The organism is Psychrobacter sp. NG254 (assembly GCF_015277735.1).
Taxonomy (GTDB): domain Bacteria; phylum Pseudomonadota; class Gammaproteobacteria; order Pseudomonadales; family Moraxellaceae; genus Psychrobacter.
Genome location: NZ_JADHDA010000005.1, coordinates 408499 through 431713 on the forward strand (window position 1 = coordinate 408499; position 23215 = coordinate 431713).

Genomic DNA, 23215 nt, shown 5'->3' on the forward strand with positions numbered 1-23215 from the left:
CCACATGCTCATACTCGACCATGAATTTAATGAACAGGCGTCTAGTGACCTTCAAAATGTTTATTTATATGATTTTATGTATATACAAAAAAAAACATATTATGAGTTGTTATAACTTTAAGTTTTATCGAAAGAAACTAAAAATGTAAATAAGTTGTTCGAATATACCTGCTTAATCTGTAGTAACGCAAGCTATAAATAGACTTATTTTGATAAAAAATGTATGAATATGCTGATTAAAGCAGAAAATTAATAGGATATGCAAAGTTCTATAGGCTTTTGTATATACATTTAGGATCGGAAGATTAGTAATATAAAATCATTTAAGTAGGGTTTTATGACTAAATAAAAACGAAAAGAAATAATCTGGTTACGTTTTCTTTGACGTAACCAGTGATAAAATTCTTTCAGAATGACTGTCTATGCGACCAATTTTTGTATGACAACGTTTCATGTGTCAGTTTTTCATGTAACAGTGTTTTTGTGATGATCATGAGTTGCCTTAATAAGATCTGCTATTTTTTCGGCGATCATAATCGTCGGTGCATTGGTATTGGCACTGATCAGGGTTGGCATGACTGAGGCATCGATGACTCGCAGTCCATTCACGCCGCGTACTTTCAGTTCTAGGTCGACCACAGAGCTGTCATCTGAGCCCATTCGGCAAGTACCTACAGGATGATAGATAGTGTCTGACTTGTTGCGAATATAGCCAAGCATGCCGTCTTTTTCGAGATAGGGAGCAGGGTAGTCTTCGGTAATATATTTGGCGAGCGCGGACTCTTGCATGATGGCGCGGGTACGCTCGGCACCGGCCACCATATACTCCACGTCCTTTGGATGCGAAAGATAGTTCGGATCAATCAGTACGGCATCGGAAGGGTCAGCTGAGTTCAGTCTGACAGTGCCGCGACTCTCAGGACGCAGATAGCAACTGTGACAGGAGACGGCAAACCCGCGTCTCAAATCGCGTCCATGCTCGATCACGCGTGAGATGACAAAATGCAACTGGGTATTCGGCCACTCTTGTGGGTCGTCACCGACACTAAAGAATGCCCCTGCTTCGGCATAATTGGTAGATAGCAATCCTGTGCCGTCCTTTCGCCACTGCCGAATGCTTTTGGTCAATGTCGACAGCGCAGCCATACCGATACCGATGACATCGGTGGTATTGACCTCGTAATCGAACACCACATCGAGGTGATCCTGCAAGTTGCCACCGATATCAGGTGCGTCTACCACGACGTCAATGCCATGCGCCTGCAAATGCTCAGCAGGGCCAATTCCTGACAGCATCAGTACTTTGGGTGAGCCAAATGCGCCACCTGATAGGAGGACTTCATAGTTTGCCATGACCGTATGTTCAACGCCGTCTTTTTCGTAGACCACGCCCGTCGCCTGATTGTCTTCAATGATGACACGGTTGGCTTGCGCATGAGTGATGACGGTTAGGTTAGATCGATTTTGGACAGGATGTAGATAGGCGGCAGCAGCAGAACAACGCTGGCCTTGTTTCTCACCATGAAAATGAGTAACTTGATATAGCCCTGCACCGTCTTGCTTATCGCTATTAAAATCTGTGTTGTGATCCAGACCGTTGGCAATGGCGGCTTCTACAAAGGCCTTTGAGATGTCACGTGGACTGAGTAAGTCACTGACATGCAGCGGTCCGCTATCGCCATGCAGCTCGCTACTGCCGTGGACGTTGTTTTCAGCTTTGATGAAGTAGGGCAGCACATCGTCAAACCCCCAACCAGCACAGCCTTGATCTACCCAGCGCTCATAATCCAGCTTACTGCCGCGTGTATAAATCATGGCATTGATAGCAGATGATCCGCCCAAGCATTGCCCACGTGGTTGAAAGCCGCGTCGGTCATTTAAGTGTTTTTGCGGGGTGGTGTGAAAGCACCAGTTGTTTAGCTTAAGTGGTTTGCCAGGAACCATTAGAATAAGCCCAGCAGGGACACGCACGGCCAAATCTTTACCATCGCCGCCATATTCTAATAAGCAGACACTGATGTCTGGGTTTTCGGTGAGACGACTGGCCAGTACACAGCCTGCGGAACCACCACCGACGATGACATAATCAAAGGCTTTGTCAAATTCCATTTTATATTCCTTATAGCATCCATGCTAATAAAAACGAGCGTTTCAAAATAACTTACGTCTTACAATATCTACTATTTTGCCGAAATAATAAAATAAAAATGACTCTGCGGTGTCTGTTTGTATGAGCAATACCATGAGCCACTACTGAGATATCAAGCCGCAAGCTGAAGCTCATTATTCAGCATTGATACTGTCTGACTCGATATGGATTTTATGTCTGAAAAGTCAGATTGAGCAGACTTCTGAGCGCACGATAAAGCGTTTGCCCTCTGGTATCTCTAGTGAGAAACTGGCGCCGCGTCCATTGACCACATCAATGGTGAGATCGGTGTGTTGCCACAGCTGGTGTTGAGCTTTACCCATATAGTATGGACAGCCAGCCAGCTCGCCAATCAAAACATCTTGACCACCAACCTTAAATTCACCTAGTGGATAGCACATGGGTGAGCTACCATCGCAGCAGCCACCTGATTGATGAAACATCAGATCACCATGCTTGGATTTCAAAAGCTCAATCAGTGCTTTACATGCCTCTGTCGTTGTCACTTTCATCATTAACTCCTTACGTTGCCATTCTCTAAAAAAGATAAAAAATGGCGGTTAAGTGGCTTGCCAAAGTAAAAATGCAATCTACCTTGCGACAGATTGCATATTCTTTTACAGTACCTTTTTACGTATCGTCAAAAATGCGATTAGAAGAAACCCATCGCTTTAGGACTATACGATACCAGCATGTTTTTGGTTTGCTGATAATGATCTAGCATCATCAGATGGTTCTCGCGGCCAATACCAGACTGCTTATAACCGCCAAACGCCGAATGCGCAGGGTAGAGGTGATAGCAGTTCGTCCATACTCGGCCAGCTTTGATGCCACGACCGAAACGATAGGCACGAGTGCCGTTACGTGTCCATACCCCAGCACCCAGACCATATAACGTATCATTGGCGAGAGTCATCGCTTCTTCATCGTCTTTAAAGGTAGTGACAGCAAGCACAGGGCCAAAAATCTCTTCTTGGAACACGCGCATGTCGTTGGTGCCCTCAAAAATAGTTGGCTGTACATAATAACCGTTTGCCATGTCACCATCATGTTTGGCAAGCTCTCCACCGACCAAGACTTTGGCGCCTTCTTTTTTACCGATATCGAGATAAGATAGGATTTTCTCTAGCTGATCTGAGCTGGCTTGTGCCCCAATCATCGTATCGGTATCAAGCGGGTTGCCCATTTTGATGGCTTTGACGCGAGCGATACAGCGCTTCATAAATTCATCATAGATGCTTTCATGTACGAGGGCACGCGATGGGCAAGTACAAACCTCACCTTGGTTAAGTGCAAACATAACCAAGCCTTCAACGGCTTTGTCTAAGAAGTCATCGTCTTCATCCATTACATCCGCAAAGAAGATATTCGGGCTCTTACCGCCCAGCTCTAACGTGACTGGAATGATGTTTTCACTGGCGTATTGCATGATTAAGCGACCAGTGGTGGTCTCACCAGTAAAGGACACTTTATCAATACGTGGATTGGACGCGATTGGTTTGCCTGCTTCCACACCAAAACCGTTAACGACGTTTAGGACGCCTTTGGGAAGAATGTCAGCCGCGCCTATCAGCTCAAGCATGTACAAAACAGAGGCAGGGGTTTGCTCAGCAGGTTTGAGCACCACACAGTTACCTGCTGCAAGGGCAGGGGCAATTTTCCAAATCGCCATGAGGATAGGGAAGTTCCAAGGAATGATCTGACCAACGACGCCTAGTGGCTCATGAAAATGATAGGCGACAGTGTCTTCATCAATTTGGCTGATACCGCCTTCTTGCGCGCGAATCACACCAGCAAAATAACGCAAATGGTCGATGGCAATTGGAATGTCAGCGGCGAGGGTTTCACGAACGGGTTTGCCATTCTCATAGGACTCGGCAATCGCAATGGCCTCTAAGTTGGCTTCGATACCGTCGGCAAGTTTAAGCAATATATTAGAGCGTTCAGTGACGCTCGTTTTGCCCCATGCGTCTTTTGCCGCATGAGCTGCATCTAATGCCGCTTCTACATCTGCTTCTTTTGAACGTGCGATCTGACAGAAAACTTTACCATCGATAGGACTTGAGTTGTCAAAGTACTCGCCATCGATGGGCGGCGTCCACTCACCATTGATAAAGTTGTCGTATTTTTCGCGGAATTGGACGGGACTGTTTTCAGTATTGGGATAAGCGTATAACATTAACCACTCCTTGTTGTGTATGATGACTATCTAAAATAAGGCTATATAGATGTAGCCCCTTAAAATAGTCGGCCTTCCTGACCAAGTAATCATCCTATCGTACTGAGCTTTGGTGCAGAACGATAATGACTTTTTATAATGATATACTTTGTATCACATAACTTTAAGTTATATGATCTGTAACGGTTAAAATGGTCCGCAAAGCGAATGCAGCTGTTATAATTGTTACCTTCTATTTTGGCTTGCCTCGACTATCGACTCTGTCATCGCAGCTTTCTTTTTATACTATTGGTTGGTTTGGATTTATGCGTCAATCTTCTGCTCTTGATATCTTAAAAACAGGTCAAAACGTCTTTTTGACAGGCTCCGCAGGGTCAGGCAAGACTTACACTCTCAATCAGTACATCGATTATCTGCGCGCCCGCCGTGTACCAGTTGCTGTGACAGCCAGTACAGGCATCGCCGCCACCCATATGAGTGGCACCACCATTCATAGTTGGTCGGGTATCGGTATCAAAGATGAGCTGACAGATCGTGACTTGACCACCTTATCGCGCAAGCAGTTTTTGGCCGATAGATTAAAAGATACCGCAGTACTCGTCATTGATGAGATATCGATGCTGCATGCCAAGCAGATTAATCTGGTCAGCCAAGTACTCAAGCATGTGCGCAAAAATGACAAAGCGTTTGGCGGTATACAAGTCGTTGTGGCAGGAGACTTTTTTCAGTTACCGCCCATAGGTAGCAAAGGCGAGAGTAACCGTGAAAAATTTGCCTTTATGTCTGAGGCATGGCTCGATGCCAAATTTCACATCTGCTATTTATCGGAACAGCACCGTCAGGTGAGTGATGCGGCCAATGGTGGGCTAGATTTGGACGATATTCTCAACCAAATCCGCCGTCAGGAAGTGACCTTTGAATCGATTGCCGCGTTAGAGGCCACCTATGATCAAAGCGTTGATATCAAACGCACACGCCTTTATACACATAATCTCAACGTCAATAAAATCAATGATAAAGAGCTGGCGGCGCTAGATGGTGAAATGATGCGATTTGAGGCCACCTCTGTCGGTGACAGTAAACTGGTTGAGACACTCAAAAAAACCGTACGGACCCAAGATGAGCTGATTCTCAAAGTGGGTGCTAAGGTCATGTTTATCAAAAATAACATCGAGCTTGGTGTCTCTAACGGTACGATGGGTGAGCTGATTGGTTTTGCAGCGGTTAAGATCGATGATAGCAAAGACAGTAGCGATGAATTAATAGAAGAGGATAGCAGTGTCAATGATGATAAAGGCGCTGAGGCTAAAGACAGCACTAAAAACAAAAAAAGCGCTGCTAAAAAAGAAAAACCAAAAGCCAAGAAGCCTACCACGCAGAAAATGCCTGTCGTTAGATTGAACTCAGGACGCGAAGTCATCGCTGAGCCAGAAGAATGGATCATCGAGGATGAGACTGGTGATGTGCTAGCAAGTTACGAGCAAGTGCCGCTTTGTCTGGCATGGGCGATTACCATTCATAAGTCACAAGGCATGACGCTTGATGCGGCGGAAATTGATTTGTCACGTACCTTTGAGCTCGGGCAGGGCTATGTGGCACTCTCACGACTCAAGTCGCTAGCAGGGTTGCAGTTGCTTGGCATGAATGACATGAGTCTACAGCTCGATCCACTGGCACGCGGCGCTGATAAGCGGTTTTTGGTACTGTCCGAAGAGGCTGATGCCAATTATGCCATGCTAGATGAAGAAAGTATGACGCAGGCACATGAGAAGTTTGTCCTAAAATCAGGCGGTACACTGAGTCAGTCTGTCATTGACGCTTATGCTAGCTTACAAAAGAAGCGCCGCGAACAGCAGCAAGCGAAAATCGATAAAAAACAAAAGCTCGGCAATCAGGTCTCTGATAAATCAGACAGCACCTTGCTTGCGACCAGAGTGTTGTTAGAAGAGAGTTTGAGTATTGCAGAGATCTCACAAGAACGTCAGTTGTCACAAGCGACCATCATGCGTCATATTGCTGATCTAAAGGCACAAGATCCAAGTCTTGCCTGCGATCACTTGCGTCCAGAGGATGAAGTGATGACAGCCGTTGGTAATGCTTATGTCGCCATCAAGGTTGCCAATAATCCAAACGACTTTAATGATGATGGTAGTATCAAACTGCGTCCGATATTTGATTATCTTAAACAAAGTATCGACTACAACACCATTCGCTTAGCACTGATTTTTATCACGCCATAACGTCTATTAAGCTTTGATAGGCAGCAGCCATCAAAGCAAAGCACGTTCAAGGTGACAGCGCGCCGATCCTACCGCCCTTTATAAAATAGCGATAACTTGTTATGCCTGATTTTTCTAGCGCCACTTATCAATTGACCTCTGACCCGATAGCAGCGAGCTATCGTACCACTGGTGAGCACGCACAGCCACTGAGAGTCGCTATCAATGGCTTTGGTCGTATTGGGCGCAATGTACTGCGCGCTTTGCTAGAGCGCTTTGAGGTACTGGGGCGCGCCATTCATGTGGTCGCCATTAATGACTTAGCACCAGCTGACATACTGCTGCACTTGTTAAAGTTTGACAGTACGCATGGGCGTTTGAGCCGATTGGGCGTGAATGCCGAGATCGTAGAGAGCGGCGCCGAAGACACCAGCAAGACTCAGCTGTGTCTGACCAAAAACAATCTGACGTACTGTATCAATATGCTGTCAGAGCCTGATCCAAACAACCTACCGTGGCAGTCGCTGGGTGTCGATGTGGTGTTAGAGTGTACTGGTCATTTCCGCTCTTATGAGCAAGCGACGTTACATATAGATGCTGGCGCGCAGCAAGTGATTATTGGTGCTGCACCTTTTGATGACGTTGATGCTTGTATCGTGATGGGTGTGAATACGGCTGCGCTCACGCGTGAGCTACCGATTATCTCTAGCGTCTCTTGTACCACGCAGGCATTGGTGCCACTGATTGACACACTTGATAAAGCGTTTGGCGTGACATCTGCCATGATGACAGAGATTCATGCAGTCACGGCTGACCAAACGGTACTGGATCAGGCGCACCGTGACCCAAGACGGGCGCGAGCGTCTGGCTATAACATTATCCCAACCACCTCTAGCAGTATCGCGGCGACAGAGCGTGTGCTACCGGCCATGGTAGGCAAGATAAACGGCCATTCGATACGCGTACCTACCATTGATGTAGCGGCTATCGATGTCACTTTTGTTTTTGATACGCCTGATGTCACGGTTGAGGCAGTCCGTGAGGCACTCAAATCTGCCAGTCAGGCACATTTGCGTGACATCATGGCTTATACTGATGAGCCACTGGTATCCAGTGATTTTATTCATCAGACCGAGTCTTTGATCATTGATGGTCAGCAGCTCATGCAAGTGGGTGGCCAATATAAGGTTTTTGCATGGTATGACAACGAATGGGGTTATGCCAATAGACTGCTAGATATGTGCCTGCATCTGGCATCTCATAGAAAGCCTATCGTCCATCCTCTATAAAAGCGTGATAGCGTCAACCTTGATTGAAGTAATATATAGACATCTGTCCTCAGTTGTATTGACTCTCCTTTAAGCTGAGTCAACGATAGCATCAAAATAATTTAAATTCGTTCCATTAATTGCTTGCATTATCATGTTATATCGCTATAATAGTCCACCAATGGAGACGTGGCAGAGTGGTTGAATGCACCGGTCTTGAAAACCGACAAGGGTTTGTAGCCCTTCGAGAGTTCGAATCTCTCCGTCTCCTCCAAATTCGAAAGCCGCAATCATTATTAATGATTGCGGCTTTTTTTGTTGCATTTTTATTTTATATCGCTATAATAGTCCACCAATGGAGACGTGGCAGAGTGGTTGAATGCACCGGTCTTGAAAACCGACAAGGGTTTGTAGCCCTTCGAGAGTTCGAATCTCTCCGTCTCCTCCAAATTCGAAAGCCGCAATCATTATTAATGATTGCGGCTTTTTTTGTTGCATTTTTATTTTATATCGCTATAATAGTCCACCAATGGAGACGTGGCAGAGTGGTTGAATGCACCGGTCTTGAAAACCGACAAGGGTTTGTAGCCCTTCGAGAGTTCGAATCTCTCCGTCTCCTCCAAACATCGGGTAATAGTTGAAAATATTGTAACCCTTGAAGAAGCCTGCCTTGTGCAGGCTTTTTAATGCCTGTAATTTGAGGTTAGTGTACTGGGCTATGTGCTGGTTATTTGTGCTATATCGTTATGAATACTTTGTAATGGACTATAGATAAAGGTTTTCCAGTATTGTTGAACTAAAAAGCCCTGCTATATAGCAGGGCTTTTTTTGGTCTAATGTAAGATGCTTGGGGCTGAAATACACACCACGATACGTATCCGCTTTATTCGTGCAATGCCTTATATCGGCGCTCTAAAGCAAGTGTTATGATAATTTATCTAGCAAAAATATGTCTAATCCAAGGAGAGAAAATATGGACCCATTTGCATTTGCAACCATAGTAGGGCTACTCGCAACTTTTCAATTCAATAGAGAGGGGCAAAGTGACTTGAAAGATTTCAAGCATTGGTTAGAGGAGAATAATCATAGCAATATGGTTTCGATTATCGAAAGTAATCAGGGTATACAGCAACAACTCACTATCTTTATGAATCAAAACCATGATCAGGTGATGTCGCAGCTATCTACTCTCAATGATATTATGGTGTCCATTGCAAGTCATATGCAGGGCTTGGGTAGTCTTGCTGCAGGTTTTGATTCTAACGGTGGGTTATCTGATCAAGCGATTGACGTATTAAGACAGTTTGTTAGATCAGATGGTATTGATATGCGCCATTTGCAAACGTGGAGCTATGAGGGATTATCTAATATTTACTATCTGGATAATGGTGAAATAGATTACAGTGAGCCAAGATTTATTGAAACTGATGTAGATAGTTTAGTACATGCAGGTCTAATTACTCTAACTAGAGGATCAAAGGGAAGTGCTATATACAAAATCACTCGTCAGGCTGTTGCTTTTATCGAAGCTATTGATAATAAATGATGATGTATAGTCGAACAGATTTAGCTAATTCTTCAAACCGCCATCAATTATGATATATGGGAGTATTAAGCATGATTTTAGATTGTTCATCACATGAATCTATTAAGAAATCTTTAAGTAGTATCTACAATACTACAGAGAAGCGGATTTTATCAGTGTTATCCAGTATCGAATATAATGAAAATACAGACATTCAATATCTGAAAGATGAGATTGATTACTTAGTTTGGGATGAAATAGGTGAGCCTAGCGGAGATGTAAAGACATTATGGTTCCATGGAACTCGTGTACAGGATCCAGAATCTTTTCGGACAAATGGGTTGCTTCCCAGAAACGAAACGTATAAAGAGAAAGAAGATTACCTATATTCATTATCTAAAAACCTAGAAAAGTCTGGAGAATCTCGTTGTATCAATTCATTTACTACTAAAAATGATATTAAAGATGAAGGACCTTACGGAGCTCTATTTAAATGTGTAATAAAAATCGGACGACCATTTCATGATTACACTGAAGAGCCTGAAATAGTTAGAGATCTATCTGATATGTGGTTGGGAAAAAATGCAGATCAGTTAATTAAGCGTTTTAAAGAAGAGACTTCTCCTTATGTTGTATCATTTCTTTTTGAACACGAAGAAGAAGATCTTTTAAAAGCTTTGCTATTTTTAAAGCTCGTAGAAGAGGGAGTGTCTGAGTGTAATGCTTGTGATCTAGTAGGACCGTTTCATAATTTCAAAGGTTCGAAGATACATCCTAATCAAATCGTGGATGTGGAAAAACTACCAGACTCAATTTAGAATAAAAGAGAGATATTATTTATTGTTCGATAACTTTCTAGAAATACAGCCAGCACATAATCCCTATTAAAGCATCGCCAATAAATCCAGCTGCGTTATCAATCCGCCGCACTTGCTATAATCATGTACCGCCTTACGTGTCGCATCTTTCTTATCTTGATGGCTTGTCGCCACATTATCATAATTGCCTTGCCTGTCCTCAATACTGTAGCGAAATTGGTTACCCATTTGCCGTATAATCACGATTATGCTCACTTCTAATGACATCCTTTATTTCATTAGCGACTCATCAAACTCCACGGTTTGTCCATCCTCTAATGTCAATATACCTTCGCTAATCATAATGGTCATGTCCTTGATGTTTTTTATGGCGCGCATGACATTGATGTCTTCTATGCTACTCTCAATGATTATTTTGCCAGATTGCTCTGGTTGAATGGGCGGGTCAAACTGTGTCGAGGGCACGTTGAACCTTTTGCCTTTCGTCAGCTTGGCATCTTGCATGATTAATGTCCCTCTAAAGCTTTGAATAGCGACCTGACCGTGGTTTGATAGCATGAACTGTAGTTTTACTTGGTTTAAGCTGTCGTCGTCGCTGGTCTTGACTGGCAATAGAGCAATAGGATAATTCTGTGCGTTAGCGGTTGCTGCTTGCTGACCCTTGACGATAGGGCTCTTCTTACCGGTAGGGTTGTTTGGATGTAAGCGCTCGTATTCACGCTGCTGTATAAGCGCCTGTTCAATAGTAGTACGTGGCATCGCGCCTGACTCATAAGCGCCGCTGAGCTTCATTCGGAGCATGTATCGACTGAGCAATTGCTGATCTGATTTGGACAGTTGCTCAAAAGTTGGTTTCAGCTGTTCTTGCCATTGATCGGAATCAGTCGGTATGGTTTGTTTATTTGGATCCGCTTGCGGTGATGAGCAGCCAGATGCAGCGGTTAGCATCGCTATCATGATCGCTGACCACAGTGCTTTATTTAAATATTGATGTACACCCATTATCGTAACCCTCCTTGTAGCTCTTTATTATGATCAACTCTCGCAATAGTTGCGACTATTTACTTAATATACCGTGTTTAAAGACAGGTTGTGTTTAATTATGGCTAACCACGGTAGCGAACGTAGTATCGTGCCAAAAAGCATCAGTGCTTTGGAATATATGAGGGCAATGAACAAAGGGAGAGGTTTTAAAGCGTATCGGTGATGTTTTGATCTTTATAACCGCCATAAAAAAAGACCAAGTCTGCATAAGCGAACTTGGTCTTTTTTTTAGCATAAGGTATTGTCATGCTACTAATCGTTGTCTTGTAACTCAGATAACGGATGCGTGATATTATTATTGTGTGTCACTACAATGGCTTCATCAATGATGTGCTGGCTGACACCGCGTTTGCGTAGCGTCTCGATGAAGACCTCATCATGTGCGAGCGTATAATCCTGATGATCGCGATCCAAACCCTGACGAATATACAGACGAATCAGACCCTGAATGCGTTTAAAACCTAAGTCTGATGACGTCGTACCTAGTAGCGAGATCATTTCTTCAGACAGACGGATACTGATCGGGCGCATGATTTTTTGCGGATGATCAGAAAATCTATTTTTTATACGTACAGGTATCATAATAAACCATTACTTTTAGTGAGTAGGAGCAAAGCACTCAGACACAAACGAACCTAGTCATGACTACCCTTACCATACAACAAAAATGCTCAAAAGAACACCGCAGCTATATTAATATTATTGACAGTAAATATAAAAGAGACAACAATAAAAAAACCTCCATCAGAGAGTGATGAAGGTTTTTAGTATATGGCTCTCCAACCTGGGCTCGAACCAGGGACACACGGATTAACAGTCCGTTGCTCTACCAACTGAGCTATTGGAGAATAGATGGTCATAACAGCAAGTTATTTACACTTTATACAAGAGCAATTACTTGGCTTGTTTGCGTTATGTGGGGCACATTTTAGCCAAGTCATCATAGGCTGTCAACCTTATTATGCGATTAATCATAAATATTATCGCAATAACTTAAAAATAAGCGTTTAACCCATATTAGGTAAGCTATTTGGACATAAATAACGGCGAACCATAGACGCTACTATATATAAATGGCTCAACGCATTTGCAAACGACGTCATTTATTAGAGAAAACCAGAGAGCAGATAGCTAACTTAATGACCAATCTTTCTCTAAGAATAATCTAACCACATAGAATGTATATTTTATGCACAGATGTGGTCTCTACACAGTATGAAACAATAAACTGAACCACAGTGCTTCACATTGCTAGATTATTTCTGTAAAATACCGACCATACGGTATCTTTTGTGTGTTTGCTGCTTGGTTGTGTCTGATTAAGACTGATACTCAACCAAGACTGACACTGAGTCTAAAAAGTATGCTGAATCCAAGATAGGTGTTTTAAATATGAGCCCTACCGCTATTGCCTATAGTTATCTCGCAATCGCTATCATTTGCGAGGTTATAGGGACGACTTTTTTGGTAAAGTCAGAGCAGTTTACGCGACTAGTACCGACCTTAATTATGGGTGGGCTATATGTTATCTCATTTTATTTATTGGCCCAAACGCTAAAGACCATACCGCTTGGGATTGCCTACGCGCTGTGGGGCGGGTTAGGAATTGTGCTGACCTCACTGGTAGGCTTGGTGTTTTCTAAGCAAAGCCTTGATACGGCAGCCGTGGTAGGTATTGCTATGATTGTCGGCGGTGTCGTGGTGATGAACTTACTTTCTAATTCTGTGGTGCATTGATAGAGAGATAAAAATGGATGTTAAGACAAAAATGAAACCAGAAAACGCCTATAAACGTAAAAAGCAGCCGGAGTTTGTCCGTCGCTCACTCCTCGATCAGGCAGCACGCATCACGTTAGAGCAGGGCTTGTCTAAGGTGACTTTTCAATCTGTTGCCGATGCTGTGGGCGTGACCAAGGGCGGTGTCATGCATCATTTCGCGACCAAAAATGCACTGGTTTTAGAGGTGTTTCATGATGCAATGGCCAAGTTTGAGTCAGAAGTCCATCACGCGATGGCGAAAGACCCTGTCAGTTACGGCTCGTTCACCCGTGCTTATATCGATGCCACCATCAGCCTAGGCGAAAAAGGGCAGGCAGAGTTTGACAATCAAGCGACACTATATGTGTTGATGCTTGGTGATCGTGAGCTGCGCGAGCTGTGGGCTAAGTGGGCAAACGAACAATTACAAAAGCACGAAGCGACTGACAATACCGAAACGCTATGTATGGTGCGTTTGGTTGCCGATGGCATTTGGCTCTCTGACTTTTCGGGCATCAATATATCGGACAAAAAATCCTTACGTGAGAGGTTAGTGAAAATGACGCAACGTGAGAACGAATAGATCTTAATGATTTACTAAATAAACATTTCACAACAGACACCAGTTAAATTTTTAAAACTTAAACAATGACGACGTTCTTTGGTATTAATTTTTGTAAAGCTTTTGCCAATCGTCTCAAGGGGTATTTATGACCAGTTCAAACGACATCAAAAGCATCATCGATTTAGAGCAAATTCAGACGGCTTATATCAACGGCCGTTATTTGGCAGTTGATGACTCATTATCTACTTTTGAAGACATCAACCCAGCGACAGGTGAAGTGCTCGCGACTATTCAGCAAACCAGCAATGAGCAGATAGATGAGGCGGTAAAAGCCGCACATAAAGGTCAAAAAGTTTGGGCAGCGATGACAGCGGTTGAGCGCGGTCGAATCCTATCAAAAGCGGTCGAGATACTACGCGAGCGTAATGATGTACTGGCATTGCTCGAAACGAAAGACACTGGCAAAGCGTACTCTGAGACTAAGTACGTCGATATCGTCACTGGCGCTGATGTCATTGAGTACTATGCGGGACTTGCGCCAATGATTGAAGGTCGTCAGATTCCATTGCGTGATACCAGCTTTGTTTATACTCGCCGTGAGCCACTCGGCGTGGTCGCTGGTATTGGTGCATGGAATTATCCGATCCAAATCGCGATGTGGAAAGCAGCACCAGCACTAGCTGCTGGTAACGCGATGATCTTTAAGCCGTCAGAAGTGACTCCGTTAACTGCATTGAAACTGGCAGAAATATTTACAGAAGCAGGATTGCCAGATGGTGTATTTAACGTCGTCCAAGGCAATTATAAAGTAGGTGAGGCCTTAACTCAGCATCCTGATATCGCCAAAGTCTCGTTTACGGGCGGTGTACCGACAGGTAAAAAAGTCATGTCGAGTGCGGCTTCATCGTCTCTTAAAGACGTGACATTAGAGCTAGGTGGTAAATCGCCATTAATTATCTTTGATGACGCAGATATCGACATGGCTGCTGACATCGCAATGATGGCAAACTTCTATAGCAGTGGTCAGGTCTGTACCAATGGTACGCGTGTGTTTGTTCCTAAAGCCATGCAAGCTAAGTTTGAGCAGGCGATTTTGACGCGTGCCAATCGTATTAAGTTGGGTGATCCGATGGATGAAAATATCAACATGGGCCCACTAGTCAGCTTCCCGCATATGGAAAGAGTGCTTGGCTATATCGAGCAAGGTAAAGACAGCGGTGCACGCTTGCTAACAGGTGGTGACCGTGTGACGACAGGCGAATTGGCAAATGGCGCATTCGTTGCCCCGACGGTATTCACTGACTGTACTGATGAGATGACTATCGTACGTGAAGAAATATTTGGCCCAGTGATGTCGATATTGACTTATGAGACTGAAGAAGAAGTTATTCGCCGTGCCAATGATACCGAATATGGATTGGCAGCTGGTGTTGTGACTGCTGACTTGACCCGAGCGCATCGAGTCATTGCTCAAATTGAAGCGGGTATCTGCTGGTTAAATACATGGGGCGAATCAGCCGCTCAAATGCCAGTCGGCGGTTATAAACACTCTGGTATTGGCCGCGAAAATGGCATTGAAGCCCTTGAACACTATACTCAGACCAAATCTATCCAAGTAGAGTTGGGTAAGTTTGAATCAGTCTTTTAATCACTTTTATTGAGAAAGCTCTTAATCAGCAAAGTGGTTCAACAGGGCTTATTTGTTCTTCGTTCGACTTTGCTGATAGTAAATGATTTATTTTTCAATATTATGGAGTATGTTATGACATCAACCACACCTGAGTATGACTACATTATAGTGGGGGCAGGCTCAGCAGGAAATGTGCTGGCCACGCGTTTGACCGAAGATGCCAGTATTAAAGTGCTGCTATTAGAAGCAGGTCGCCCAGACCATCGTTTGGATTTCCGCACCCAAATGCCTGCCGCGCTTGCCATGCCGTTGCAAGGCACAACCTATAACTGGGGCTACAAGACAGATCCTGAACCGAATATGAATAACCGCGTCATGGACTGTGGTCGCGGCAAAGGGCTTGGCGGCTCGTCACTGATTAACGGCATGTGCTATATCCGTGGTAATGCACTAGATTTTGATGATTGGTCTAAGATTAAAGGCTTAGAAGATTGGACGTATTCGGACTGCCTGCCGTATTTTAAAAAACTAGAAAACCGTGATGCGGGCGAAAATGACTATCACGGTGTGGGTGGTCCTGTTGAGATGACCACTTCAAAACCTGGGGTCAATCCATTGTTTCAAGCGATGATTGAAGCAGGTGTGCAAGCTGGCTATCCAAGTACCGACGATTTAAATGGTTATCAGCAAGAAGGCTTTGGGCCAATGGATCGTTTCGTGACGCCTAACGGTCGCCGTGCTTCAACGGCTCGTGGTTATCTTGACCGTGCTAAGCCGCGCAGCAATATCACGATTTTGACAGGTGCATTGACCGATGTAATCTTGTTCGATGGTAAGCGTGCTATCGGTGTCAAAGTCGAGCATCAAGGTCAAACTAAGAAATTTCATGCCTCTCGTGAGGTGATTGTCTCATCAGGTGCGATTGCTTCGCCACAATTATTGCAACGCTCTGGTATTGGCCCCGGTCAATGGCTGAAGGATGCGGGCGTGACAGAAATACTAGATTTGCCGGGTGTCGGTAATAATCTGCAAGATCATTTAGAGCTGTATATGCAGTATGAATGTAAGCTGCCAGTATCGATTGCACCTGCCAATAAATGGTGGAATAAGCCAGCTATCGGTGCTGAGTGGTTATTCAATGGTACGGGTCTTGGCGCGTCAAATCAGTTTGAAGGGGGCGGTTTTATTCGTACCGATGAGAAGTTTACCCATCCTAATATTCAGTATCACTTCTTGCCATTAGCAGTACGTTACGATGGCCGTAGTGCGGTGAAGTCTCATAGTTTCCAAGCACACGTGGGCTCATTACGCTCGCCAAGCCGTGGCCGTGTCAAGCTGACCTCTAAAGATCCAAGCGCTCATCCGAGTATCTTGTTCAACTACATGTCTCATGACCAAGACTGGCAAGAGTTCCGTGCTGCTATGCGTATAACGCGTGAGATCATGCATCAGCCAGCGCTTGACCCTTATCGTGGTCGCTCGATTGCACCAACCGATGATCTAGTGACCGATGCGCAGTTGGATGAGTATGTCCGTAATCACAGCGAGACGGCTTATCATCCATCTTGTACTTGTGCGATGGGCGAAGACAATGATTCGGTCGTCAATGGCGAAGGTTTGGTACATGGTGTTGATGGCTTGCGAGTCGTTGATGCCTCTATCATGCCAAATATCATCAGTGGTAATCTCAACGCGACCACTATTATGTTGGCAGAGAAAATCGTTGATAAGATGCGCGGCGTACAGCTACCACGCTCTACGGTAGACTATTATGTCGCCAATGGTGCACCATTGAGAGCTGAGCCAATGCGTGCTTATGGTTCTGTTTAAATTAAATATTAATAAGAAGGCCTTTTTATAAAGGTCTTTTTTATCCCCGCTCATGTTTTAGAAAATGAATACCATTAAGATTGATTTTTTAATGACTTACCTTGTTGCTTAAGTGCTAATTATTGAAGTAGCAATTACTGAAATGGTCATTACTTAAGTAGCAAATCTTTATTTATTGGTACTGCTTTGTGCGTCATGCGGTTATATATACTTTGGGTGACTACTTAGGTAACTATAAGTCATAAAGTTATGACGGACAAAGCAATATCAGACCCTGTTTAATTTACCTATTGAGGTCTTTTATGTACAGCTCGCCATCAAAGGATGCGACAAAACCCCTGACTCTAAATAAGACGGTTTTTTTAGGCTCAGCTATTATTTCTATTTTATTGATAATTTGGACGATTGCGTTTCCAACTTATAGTGAGACATTGTTAGGCTCAAGCATGACTTGGGTATCAGATAAGTTTGGCTGGTACTACATGCTGGTGGTTGCCGCTTATAGTATCTTTGCTTTGTTTGTCGGTTTTTCTAAGTATGGTGATATCAAGCTTGGGCAAGACCATGAAAAGGCGCAGTTTCCTTTCCTAGCGTGGGCGGCGATGCTGTTCTCTGCCGGTATCGGTATTGATTTACTGTTCTTTGGTGCCTCTGAGCCTTTGATGCACTATTTGACACCGCATACTGGTTTAGAACCTGCCAGTGCCGAGGCTATGCGTGAGGCACTCGCGCAGACCTTTTTGCATTGGGGGCTACATGGTTGGGGTATTTACGCCCTAATCGGTATGGCATTGGCGTACTTCGCGTATCGTAAAAACATGCCATTGGCGCTACGCTCGCCGTTGACACCTATCTTTGGTGAGCGCTTAATCAAAGGCTGGCTAGGCGATGGTATCGATACCTTTGGTGTTGTTTGTACCTTGATGGGTATCGCCACCAGTTTGGGTATTGGGGTATTGCAGGCCAATGCTGGACTGACCCATGTGTTTGGTATCGAATCGAGCAAAACCGTTCAAACGATCATCATCATTGGTGTTGTCGCAGCGGCGGCTGTCTCTGCGATGACGGGTGTTGAAAAAGGCGTACGTCGTCTGTCTGAATTCAACATGCTATCGTCGATATTGCTACTGATTGCCATATTAGTGATGGGCAATACGGTTTATCTGCTTAATACCTTTACCCAAAACATCGGTCAATACTTTCAAACTATTATTTATAAGACTTTTGATGTCTATGCGTATGATGGTCAAGCTGGTGCCGAGTGGAAATCTTGGTGGACGATATTTTTCTGGGCATGGTGGGTTGCTTGGGCACCATTTGTCGGTCTGTTTATCGCACGTATTAGCCGTGGCCGTACGTTACGCGAGTTTGTATTTGGCGTGATGTTCATTCCGCTTGGGTTTATTTTTGCATGGTTCTCTATCTTTGGTAATTCAGCGATAGATTTGGTTGCCAATGGCGCAACAGAGCTTGGCGAAATCGCAGTCAATGATGCTGCAATGGGCATGTTTGCGTTGTTTGAGTATTTTCCTTACAGCGATATTTTATCATTCGCTGGTGTGATTATTGGCCTTATCTTTTTTGTGACCTCAGCTGATTCAGGCGCGTTAGTACTAGCGAACTTGAGCTCACGTGGCATGACCAATGATACCGATGCTCCTGTTTGGTTACGTCTGTTTTGGGCAGCAGCCACTGGTCTTATTACCTTAGGATTATTGTTTGCAGGTGGTTTTTCTTCACTACAGTCCGTCTCTGTCATTGCAGGTTTGCCATTCTCTATTATTCTTGTGCTCTATATGGTGGCGATGTGGAGATCATTAAAAGAAGAAGGCAATAAACGTAAGGCCAGTACGATTGGTACGGCTAACGTGCTAGATAGCGGTAAGAGCTGGAAAGCACGCTTGCAACGTATTGTCAGTTTCCCTAAACATGCACAAGTGGAACAGTTTTTACAAAATGTGGTCAGACCTGCCATGACGGAAGTTGAAAAAGAGTTTGCGGCAGGCGGTCTAAAAACGTCTTTGGACATCCGTAACCCTGCACATATCGGACAAGATATAGATGAAGGTATGGATGAGAGTAGTGGTCAAATAGATGGTCTAAAATTGCGAGTTGGACATGGCGACGAAGACGACTTTATTTATGAAGTTAACTTGATTAAAGCAGAACGTCCTAACTTTACATTGAGCACCTCAACTAAGAATGCAGAGTACTATTATCGTGCAGAAGTGTTCTTGAGCGAAGGCTCTCAAGAGTATGACTTGGTTGGCTATTCCAAAGAGCAAGTATTGGTCGATATCTTAAATCAGTACGAACGTCATTTACAGTATCTACATTTAGAGCGTTAATTCACTCATTAATATGCTCTAAATAGTTCAGCAAAAATATTGTAAGAAATAACCCCATAAGTTGAACTCAACTTATGGGGTTTGTTTATGCCTCACAACCTAAATGATGCCACGCTCTAATAAAGCGCACCAATATAAGGTAAAATTCATTTAGACCGCGTCGATACGTGGTAATGCATCAGTAAAGGATAGGTTCGTGACCAAGTTAAAATACATCGCTCATTATTCTGAGCAAGTTCAAACCCAAGCGGCATTGCTTATTAGCGATGGTAACTTGGGCGCTTATCTAGAAAAAAAGTATCCCACTCAGCACCAAATAAAAAGTGATAAGGCACTGTATCAGTATATCAATGATATTAAAAACCAGTATATGCGCAAAGTGGGACAGCTATCGAATGTTAGCTATAGCAGCAAGTTAAAAGTTCTTAAACATGCGCTAGGTATTCATACCACCCAGTCTCGCATACAAGGCAGTAAGCTCAAATCGCACAACAACATCACGGTGGCTAGCTTGTTTCAAGAAGCGCCGCCTGAGTTTTTGCGCATGATTGTCGTGCATGAGTTGGCGCATTTTAAAGAGCACGATCATAACAAAGCGTTTTATCAATTATGCTGCCATATGGAGCCTGAATATCATCAGTTTGAGCTAGATACGCGGCTTTGGTTGCACTGGCGAGAGTTGTAACCTTAATATAGTCATTCCACTATAAAAGTATTACAGTGTTAACCTCGCTTGAAGTATCACATATACATCTACACTTGGTTGCCTTGTACTATTTTTAAATTGAATCGACTATAGTATGAATAGCAACCCTAATAAGGTTCATAGCAATCTTAATAACAGCCATATAAATATCGTGTCCTTTTCTGCAGCAATCATCTGAGCCGCTAGGGCGTGTCCTCAATTCAATTGATCATATCTAAACGGGCTAAAAATGGCTAAATTTTGCCAAACATCGTTAAATAGCTGGTTAATATCCCGATATTATCTGCGCTATTTTCCTTGTTTGACTGCAATTTATCTCATTTTTATCACCATTTTTAAAATGAGGACACGCCCTAGAATTACGTTATAATCCTAACCAAATAATTTATACCCCAAGTCAATAAAAGGTTGTAAGCAATGATCAATACCAAAATATATAAATCTATTTATAAATTGGCAGAAGAGTTACTAGAGGCTGATCGTATCGGTAATCAAGAAAAATTTGATGCGTTTTATGGTGAGCTAAAGGCCATCTGTACTGATAACGAAAACACAGACAAAGACCATCCAGAGCAGTGGGAAACGCTTGCTGACTTTACAGAAGATTTGGACGAAGCACTGGTCATTTATGACAAAGCACTGGCCAAAGCCACGGCGATCAATTCAAAAGATCATCTGTCGTCGATTGCTTTTTCTATGGCGGTGTTACAGCTTGAGACAGGTAACAAAGAAGCGGCTATTCAAAGTCTACAAAACGCCAAAATCACGGCAAATAAGATTGAAGATAAAGAGTTTAAAGTTGAGATAGATGAGATGCTGACTAAGTTGTTGGCTGAATAATCTTTATTGAGCAGGAACGATTTGACATGCAAGACGTACCTATTGCGATTATCGGTGGCGGATTAAGCGGATTGTATGCCGCCTTTTTATTAGAACAAAAAGGTATCGATTATATATTGATAGAGGCTCGTGATAGATTGGGCGGGCGTATCACTGTTGCTAAATCATCAGTAGCTCAGAATGCTAGCAGTCAAAGTGTTAATCATGAAAAATCAAACGACGGCTTCGATTTAGGGCCATCGTGGTTTTGGCCAGCGTATCAGCCGCAGCTGAGTAGTCTTATCGAGACATTAGGTTTACCACGTTTCGCTCAGTTCGAAGAGGGCGATATGATGGTTGAACGTAGCGCCAATGAGTTACCTATCTGTACGCAAGGTTATCAGAGCTCGCCGACATCTATGCGCCTCGTGGGTGGAATGGCGGCGCTAACTGATGCTTTATACGCTCGCTTAAATGCCAAGCGTATCGTAATAAGACAGACAGTAAGACGCTTAACCAAGACTGGTCAGTATATTAAAATAGACAGCAAGTATGGCTCTGAACATATCAACGCTGGTCAAATAATCACTTATCGAGCGCAGCATGTATTACTTGCGCTACCACCTCGGTTGGCGATTAGTAATATCGTATTTGAACCTGCTTTACCGCAAGATTTAGCGCTAGAGTGGCAAGAGACCGACACTTGGATGGCACCACATGCCAAGTATGTGGCTGTTTATGACTCACCATTTTGGCGAGATAATGGCCTTTCAGGTGCAGCACGAAGTGCGATAGGGCCGCTCACTGAGATTCACGATGCCTCGTTGGCAAAGGGCGAAGGCGCTGTGTTTGGTTTCTTTGGCGTGCCCGCTCACGTGCGACAAAGCGTCTCTGTAGATGTGCTAAAAGCGCATTGCCGTGCGCAGTTGGTGCGGCTGTTCGGCGCGCAAGCAGACAAACCAAAGGCTGAATATATCAAAGACTGGTCTCAAGATATATTTACCGCGACGGCTGCTGATGCCAACGGTAACGGTCAGCATGCAGTCGCACCAGCGTCGACACCTAATATAGGCGTATGGCAAGAGGCTATAACTGGCTGTGGTAGTGAGTGGTCAGTGCCGTTTCCGGGCTATGTTGCTGGGGCAGTTGATGCCGCAACGGTGGCGATAGAAAGCCTATCCACTTCAGTTTTACGCCAGTGATTTGATGCTGTCAGCTATCATAGAAAGGTCTCTAACGGACTAAATACTGTCGTTCAATAGGACAGATAATGAGTGAGTCTTCGCAGCAAAAAGTATCTCGCAACCGAAACACATGGCTGATTCCTTTCGCTTGCTTGTTGACTGGTGGCGCACTCACTGGTATCTCAACCAATGTGGCAAAATACGCAGTTGATATCGGTCTGACACCTTTGGGGTTTTTGTTTTGGTCGATCGCAGGTGCTGCTATTATTCTATTGGTGGTAGCGCTCATCAGAAAAGAGTTCCCTCCCTTTAATGCTCGTAGCTTAGAATATTACTTTGTCGCCGCGCTTGTCAGCGTGGCGGTTGCCAATTTACTGCTGTTTTCTGCTATCCCTCATGTCGGGGCAGGTTTCGTCGCTTTAATCATCTCATTACCGCCACTGTTAACATACCTTGGTGCACTCATGCTGCGTATGGAGCGGTTCAATATTGTCCGTGCGCTTGGCGTGGTTGCGGCACTTATCGGGGCAGGCGTAATGGCCGTACATAAGTTCTCTGCGCCAGATACGAGTATATTCTGGATTTTAATCGCGCTTTGCGGCCCTGTGCTGTTAGCCATTGGCAATATATATCGGACATTGCGCTGGCCTGATAGTGCTTCTGTTAGTGCACTCGCTCCAGGTATGCTGGTTGCGGCAGCGATTCTGCTGGGTTTATTCAGTATGATGTCAGATTTCTCTATTGCCGTATCTTTAGAGAGTGGGCTACCGACCAGCCTCATCGCCATACAGTCCTGCGTATTTGCTGGACAGTTTTTACTCTTGTTCCTCTTACAAAAAACAGGCGGACCTGTACTACTCAGCCTATTGGGGGCAGTAGGGGCCATTGTCGGCGTGCCCGTCGCTATTTTTTGGCAAGGTGAGCATCCACCAGAAGGTTTATTCCTAGGTGCTACGTTGATAGCCATTGGCGTGGTGCTAGTGACGTGGGGTGGTGTGAAAATGACAGTATTCAAAAAAGAACCGCGCTAATAGAGCCGTTATTAGGTACCGTGCCATTGATATCTCTATATCCTTGCGAGTATCTTTTATCCTGCTTTAATGGTTGGTGTCTAGATGATAAATACCTGCTAGAGCCTAATAATTGGTTACGATTAACTTAAATCACTTTTTG

General features: G+C 44.1%; 19 protein-coding genes and 4 tRNA genes. 16 read left to right on the forward strand and 7 right to left on the reverse strand.

Annotation, left to right across the window (positions count from 1 at the left end):
• Positions 1-465: 465 nt before the first annotated feature.
• The 3 genes from IP510_RS11130 to IP510_RS11140 form a co-directional block, all read right to left on the reverse strand.
• Complete coding sequence (locus IP510_RS11130) at positions 466-2109, reverse strand: GMC family oxidoreductase (RefSeq protein ID WP_194364903.1); 1644 nt, start codon at positions 2107-2109, stop codon at positions 466-468.
• Between the two features lie 225 nt (positions 2110-2334).
• A complete protein-coding gene (locus IP510_RS11135; protein ID WP_194364904.1) occupies positions 2335-2661 on the reverse strand; it encodes a DUF779 domain-containing protein in 327 nt (108 codons plus the stop codon).
• Between the two features lie 140 nt (positions 2662-2801).
• Complete coding sequence (locus tag IP510_RS11140) at positions 2802-4328, reverse strand: aldehyde dehydrogenase family protein (protein ID WP_194364905.1); 1527 nt, start codon at positions 4326-4328, stop codon at positions 2802-2804.
• A gap of 305 nt (positions 4329-4633) precedes the next feature.
• On the opposite strand from IP510_RS11140, the gene IP510_RS11145 reads away from it, so the two are divergent.
• From IP510_RS11145 to IP510_RS11175, 7 genes are all read left to right on the forward strand, one after another.
• Positions 4634-6568, forward strand: a complete 1935-nt coding sequence (locus IP510_RS11145) for an AAA family ATPase (protein WP_194364906.1) — start codon at positions 4634-4636, stop codon at positions 6566-6568.
• Positions 6569-6669: 101 nt separating this feature from the next.
• On the forward strand, positions 6670-7836 hold the full coding sequence (locus tag IP510_RS11150; protein WP_227669676.1) for a type I glyceraldehyde-3-phosphate dehydrogenase: 1167 nt from the start codon (positions 6670-6672) through the stop codon (positions 7834-7836).
• 162 nt (positions 7837-7998) lie between these two features.
• A tRNA-Ser gene (locus tag IP510_RS11155) sits at positions 7999-8089 on the forward strand.
• Positions 8090-8172: 83 nt separating this feature from the next.
• A tRNA-Ser gene (locus tag IP510_RS11160) sits at positions 8173-8263 on the forward strand.
• An 83-nt stretch (positions 8264-8346) separates the two neighbouring features.
• Positions 8347-8437, forward strand: a tRNA-Ser gene (locus IP510_RS11165).
• A 351-nt stretch (positions 8438-8788) separates the two neighbouring features.
• Positions 8789-9361 (forward strand): hypothetical protein, encoded by a 573-nt coding sequence (locus IP510_RS11170; RefSeq protein ID WP_194364907.1) that lies wholly within the window; start codon positions 8789-8791, stop codon positions 9359-9361.
• 71 nt (positions 9362-9432) lie between these two features.
• Positions 9433-10158 (forward strand): hypothetical protein, encoded by a 726-nt coding sequence (locus IP510_RS11175; protein ID WP_194364908.1) that lies wholly within the window; start codon positions 9433-9435, stop codon positions 10156-10158.
• 66 nt (positions 10159-10224) lie between these two features.
• On the opposite strand, the gene IP510_RS11180 is transcribed toward IP510_RS11175, so the two are convergent.
• From IP510_RS11180 to IP510_RS11195, 4 genes are all read right to left on the reverse strand, one after another.
• Positions 10225-10425 carry a hypothetical protein gene (locus IP510_RS11180; protein WP_194364909.1) on the reverse strand — a complete coding sequence of 67 codons (201 nt, stop codon included), beginning with the start codon at positions 10423-10425 and terminating at the stop codon, positions 10225-10227.
• A 3-nt stretch (positions 10426-10428) separates the two neighbouring features.
• Positions 10429-11160 carry a hypothetical protein gene (locus IP510_RS11185; RefSeq protein ID WP_194364910.1) on the reverse strand — a complete coding sequence of 244 codons (732 nt, stop codon included), beginning with the start codon at positions 11158-11160 and terminating at the stop codon, positions 10429-10431.
• A gap of 294 nt (positions 11161-11454) precedes the next feature.
• Positions 11455-11784, reverse strand: a complete 330-nt coding sequence (locus tag IP510_RS11190) for a CopG family transcriptional regulator (RefSeq protein ID WP_194364911.1) — start codon at positions 11782-11784, stop codon at positions 11455-11457.
• A 190-nt stretch (positions 11785-11974) separates the two neighbouring features.
• Positions 11975-12050, reverse strand: a tRNA-Asn gene (locus IP510_RS11195).
• Positions 12051-12594: 544 nt separating this feature from the next.
• On the opposite strand from IP510_RS11195, the gene IP510_RS11200 reads away from it, so the two are divergent.
• The 9 genes from IP510_RS11200 to IP510_RS11240 all read left to right on the forward strand — a co-directional run bounded on the left by IP510_RS11200 (position 12595) and on the right by IP510_RS11240 (position 23073).
• Complete coding sequence (locus IP510_RS11200; protein ID WP_194364912.1) at positions 12595-12939, forward strand: DMT family transporter; 345 nt, start codon at positions 12595-12597, stop codon at positions 12937-12939.
• Between the two features lie 13 nt (positions 12940-12952).
• Positions 12953-13543 (forward strand): TetR/AcrR family transcriptional regulator, encoded by a 591-nt coding sequence (locus tag IP510_RS11205; RefSeq protein ID WP_227669678.1) that lies wholly within the window; start codon positions 12953-12955, stop codon positions 13541-13543.
• Between the two features lie 127 nt (positions 13544-13670).
• Entirely contained in the window at positions 13671-15173 is a 1503-nt protein-coding gene (betB, locus tag IP510_RS11210; RefSeq protein WP_194364913.1) for a betaine-aldehyde dehydrogenase, read from the forward strand.
• A 114-nt stretch (positions 15174-15287) separates the two neighbouring features.
• A complete protein-coding gene (gene betA, locus IP510_RS11215) occupies positions 15288-16985 on the forward strand; it encodes a choline dehydrogenase (RefSeq protein ID WP_194364914.1) in 1698 nt (565 codons plus the stop codon).
• A gap of 302 nt (positions 16986-17287) precedes the next feature.
• On the forward strand, positions 17288-19333 hold the full coding sequence (betT, locus tag IP510_RS11220) for a choline BCCT transporter BetT (protein WP_194364915.1): 2046 nt from the start codon (positions 17288-17290) through the stop codon (positions 19331-19333).
• Positions 19334-19529: 196 nt separating this feature from the next.
• A complete protein-coding gene (locus IP510_RS11225) occupies positions 19530-20018 on the forward strand; it encodes a M48 family metallopeptidase (RefSeq protein WP_194364916.1) in 489 nt (162 codons plus the stop codon).
• Between the two features lie 438 nt (positions 20019-20456).
• Positions 20457-20879, forward strand: coding sequence for a tetratricopeptide repeat protein (locus tag IP510_RS11230; protein ID WP_194364917.1), 423 nt, complete (start codon positions 20457-20459; stop codon positions 20877-20879).
• 26 nt (positions 20880-20905) lie between these two features.
• On the forward strand, positions 20906-22060 hold the full coding sequence (locus tag IP510_RS11235) for a flavin monoamine oxidase family protein (protein WP_194364918.1): 1155 nt from the start codon (positions 20906-20908) through the stop codon (positions 22058-22060).
• Positions 22061-22128: 68 nt separating this feature from the next.
• Entirely contained in the window at positions 22129-23073 is a 945-nt protein-coding gene (locus tag IP510_RS11240; RefSeq protein ID WP_194364919.1) for a DMT family transporter, read from the forward strand.
• The last annotated feature ends 142 nt before the right edge of the window (positions 23074-23215 follow it).

Coding starts and splice junctions, on each gene's coding strand:
- IP510_RS11130 (WP_194364903.1), bottom strand. CDS start 2,109: ATGGAATTTGACAAAGCCTTTGATTATGTCATCGTCGGTGGTGGTTCC.
- IP510_RS11135 (WP_194364904.1), bottom strand. CDS start 2,661: ATGAAAGTGACAACGACAGAGGCATGTAAAGCACTGATTGAGCTTTTG.
- IP510_RS11140 (WP_194364905.1), bottom strand. CDS start 4,328: ATGTTATACGCTTATCCCAATACTGAAAACAGTCCCGTCCAATTCCGC.
- IP510_RS11145 (WP_194364906.1), top strand. CDS start 4,634: ATGCGTCAATCTTCTGCTCTTGATATCTTAAAAACAGGTCAAAACGTC.
- IP510_RS11150 (WP_227669676.1), top strand. CDS start 6,670: ATGCCTGATTTTTCTAGCGCCACTTATCAATTGACCTCTGACCCGATA.
- IP510_RS11170 (WP_194364907.1), top strand. CDS start 8,789: ATGGACCCATTTGCATTTGCAACCATAGTAGGGCTACTCGCAACTTTT.
- IP510_RS11175 (WP_194364908.1), top strand. CDS start 9,433: ATGATTTTAGATTGTTCATCACATGAATCTATTAAGAAATCTTTAAGT.
- IP510_RS11180 (WP_194364909.1), bottom strand. CDS start 10,425: ATGTCATTAGAAGTGAGCATAATCGTGATTATACGGCAAATGGGTAAC.
- IP510_RS11185 (WP_194364910.1), bottom strand. CDS start 11,160: ATGGGTGTACATCAATATTTAAATAAAGCACTGTGGTCAGCGATCATG.
- IP510_RS11190 (WP_194364911.1), bottom strand. CDS start 11,784: ATGATACCTGTACGTATAAAAAATAGATTTTCTGATCATCCGCAAAAA.
- IP510_RS11200 (WP_194364912.1), top strand. CDS start 12,595: ATGAGCCCTACCGCTATTGCCTATAGTTATCTCGCAATCGCTATCATT.
- IP510_RS11205 (WP_227669678.1), top strand. CDS start 12,953: ATGGATGTTAAGACAAAAATGAAACCAGAAAACGCCTATAAACGTAAA.
- betB (WP_194364913.1), top strand. CDS start 13,671: ATGACCAGTTCAAACGACATCAAAAGCATCATCGATTTAGAGCAAATT.
- betA (WP_194364914.1), top strand. CDS start 15,288: ATGACATCAACCACACCTGAGTATGACTACATTATAGTGGGGGCAGGC.
- betT (WP_194364915.1), top strand. CDS start 17,288: ATGTACAGCTCGCCATCAAAGGATGCGACAAAACCCCTGACTCTAAAT.
- IP510_RS11230 (WP_194364917.1), top strand. CDS start 20,457: ATGATCAATACCAAAATATATAAATCTATTTATAAATTGGCAGAAGAG.
- IP510_RS11235 (WP_194364918.1), top strand. CDS start 20,906: ATGCAAGACGTACCTATTGCGATTATCGGTGGCGGATTAAGCGGATTG.
- IP510_RS11240 (WP_194364919.1), top strand. CDS start 22,129: ATGAGTGAGTCTTCGCAGCAAAAAGTATCTCGCAACCGAAACACATGG.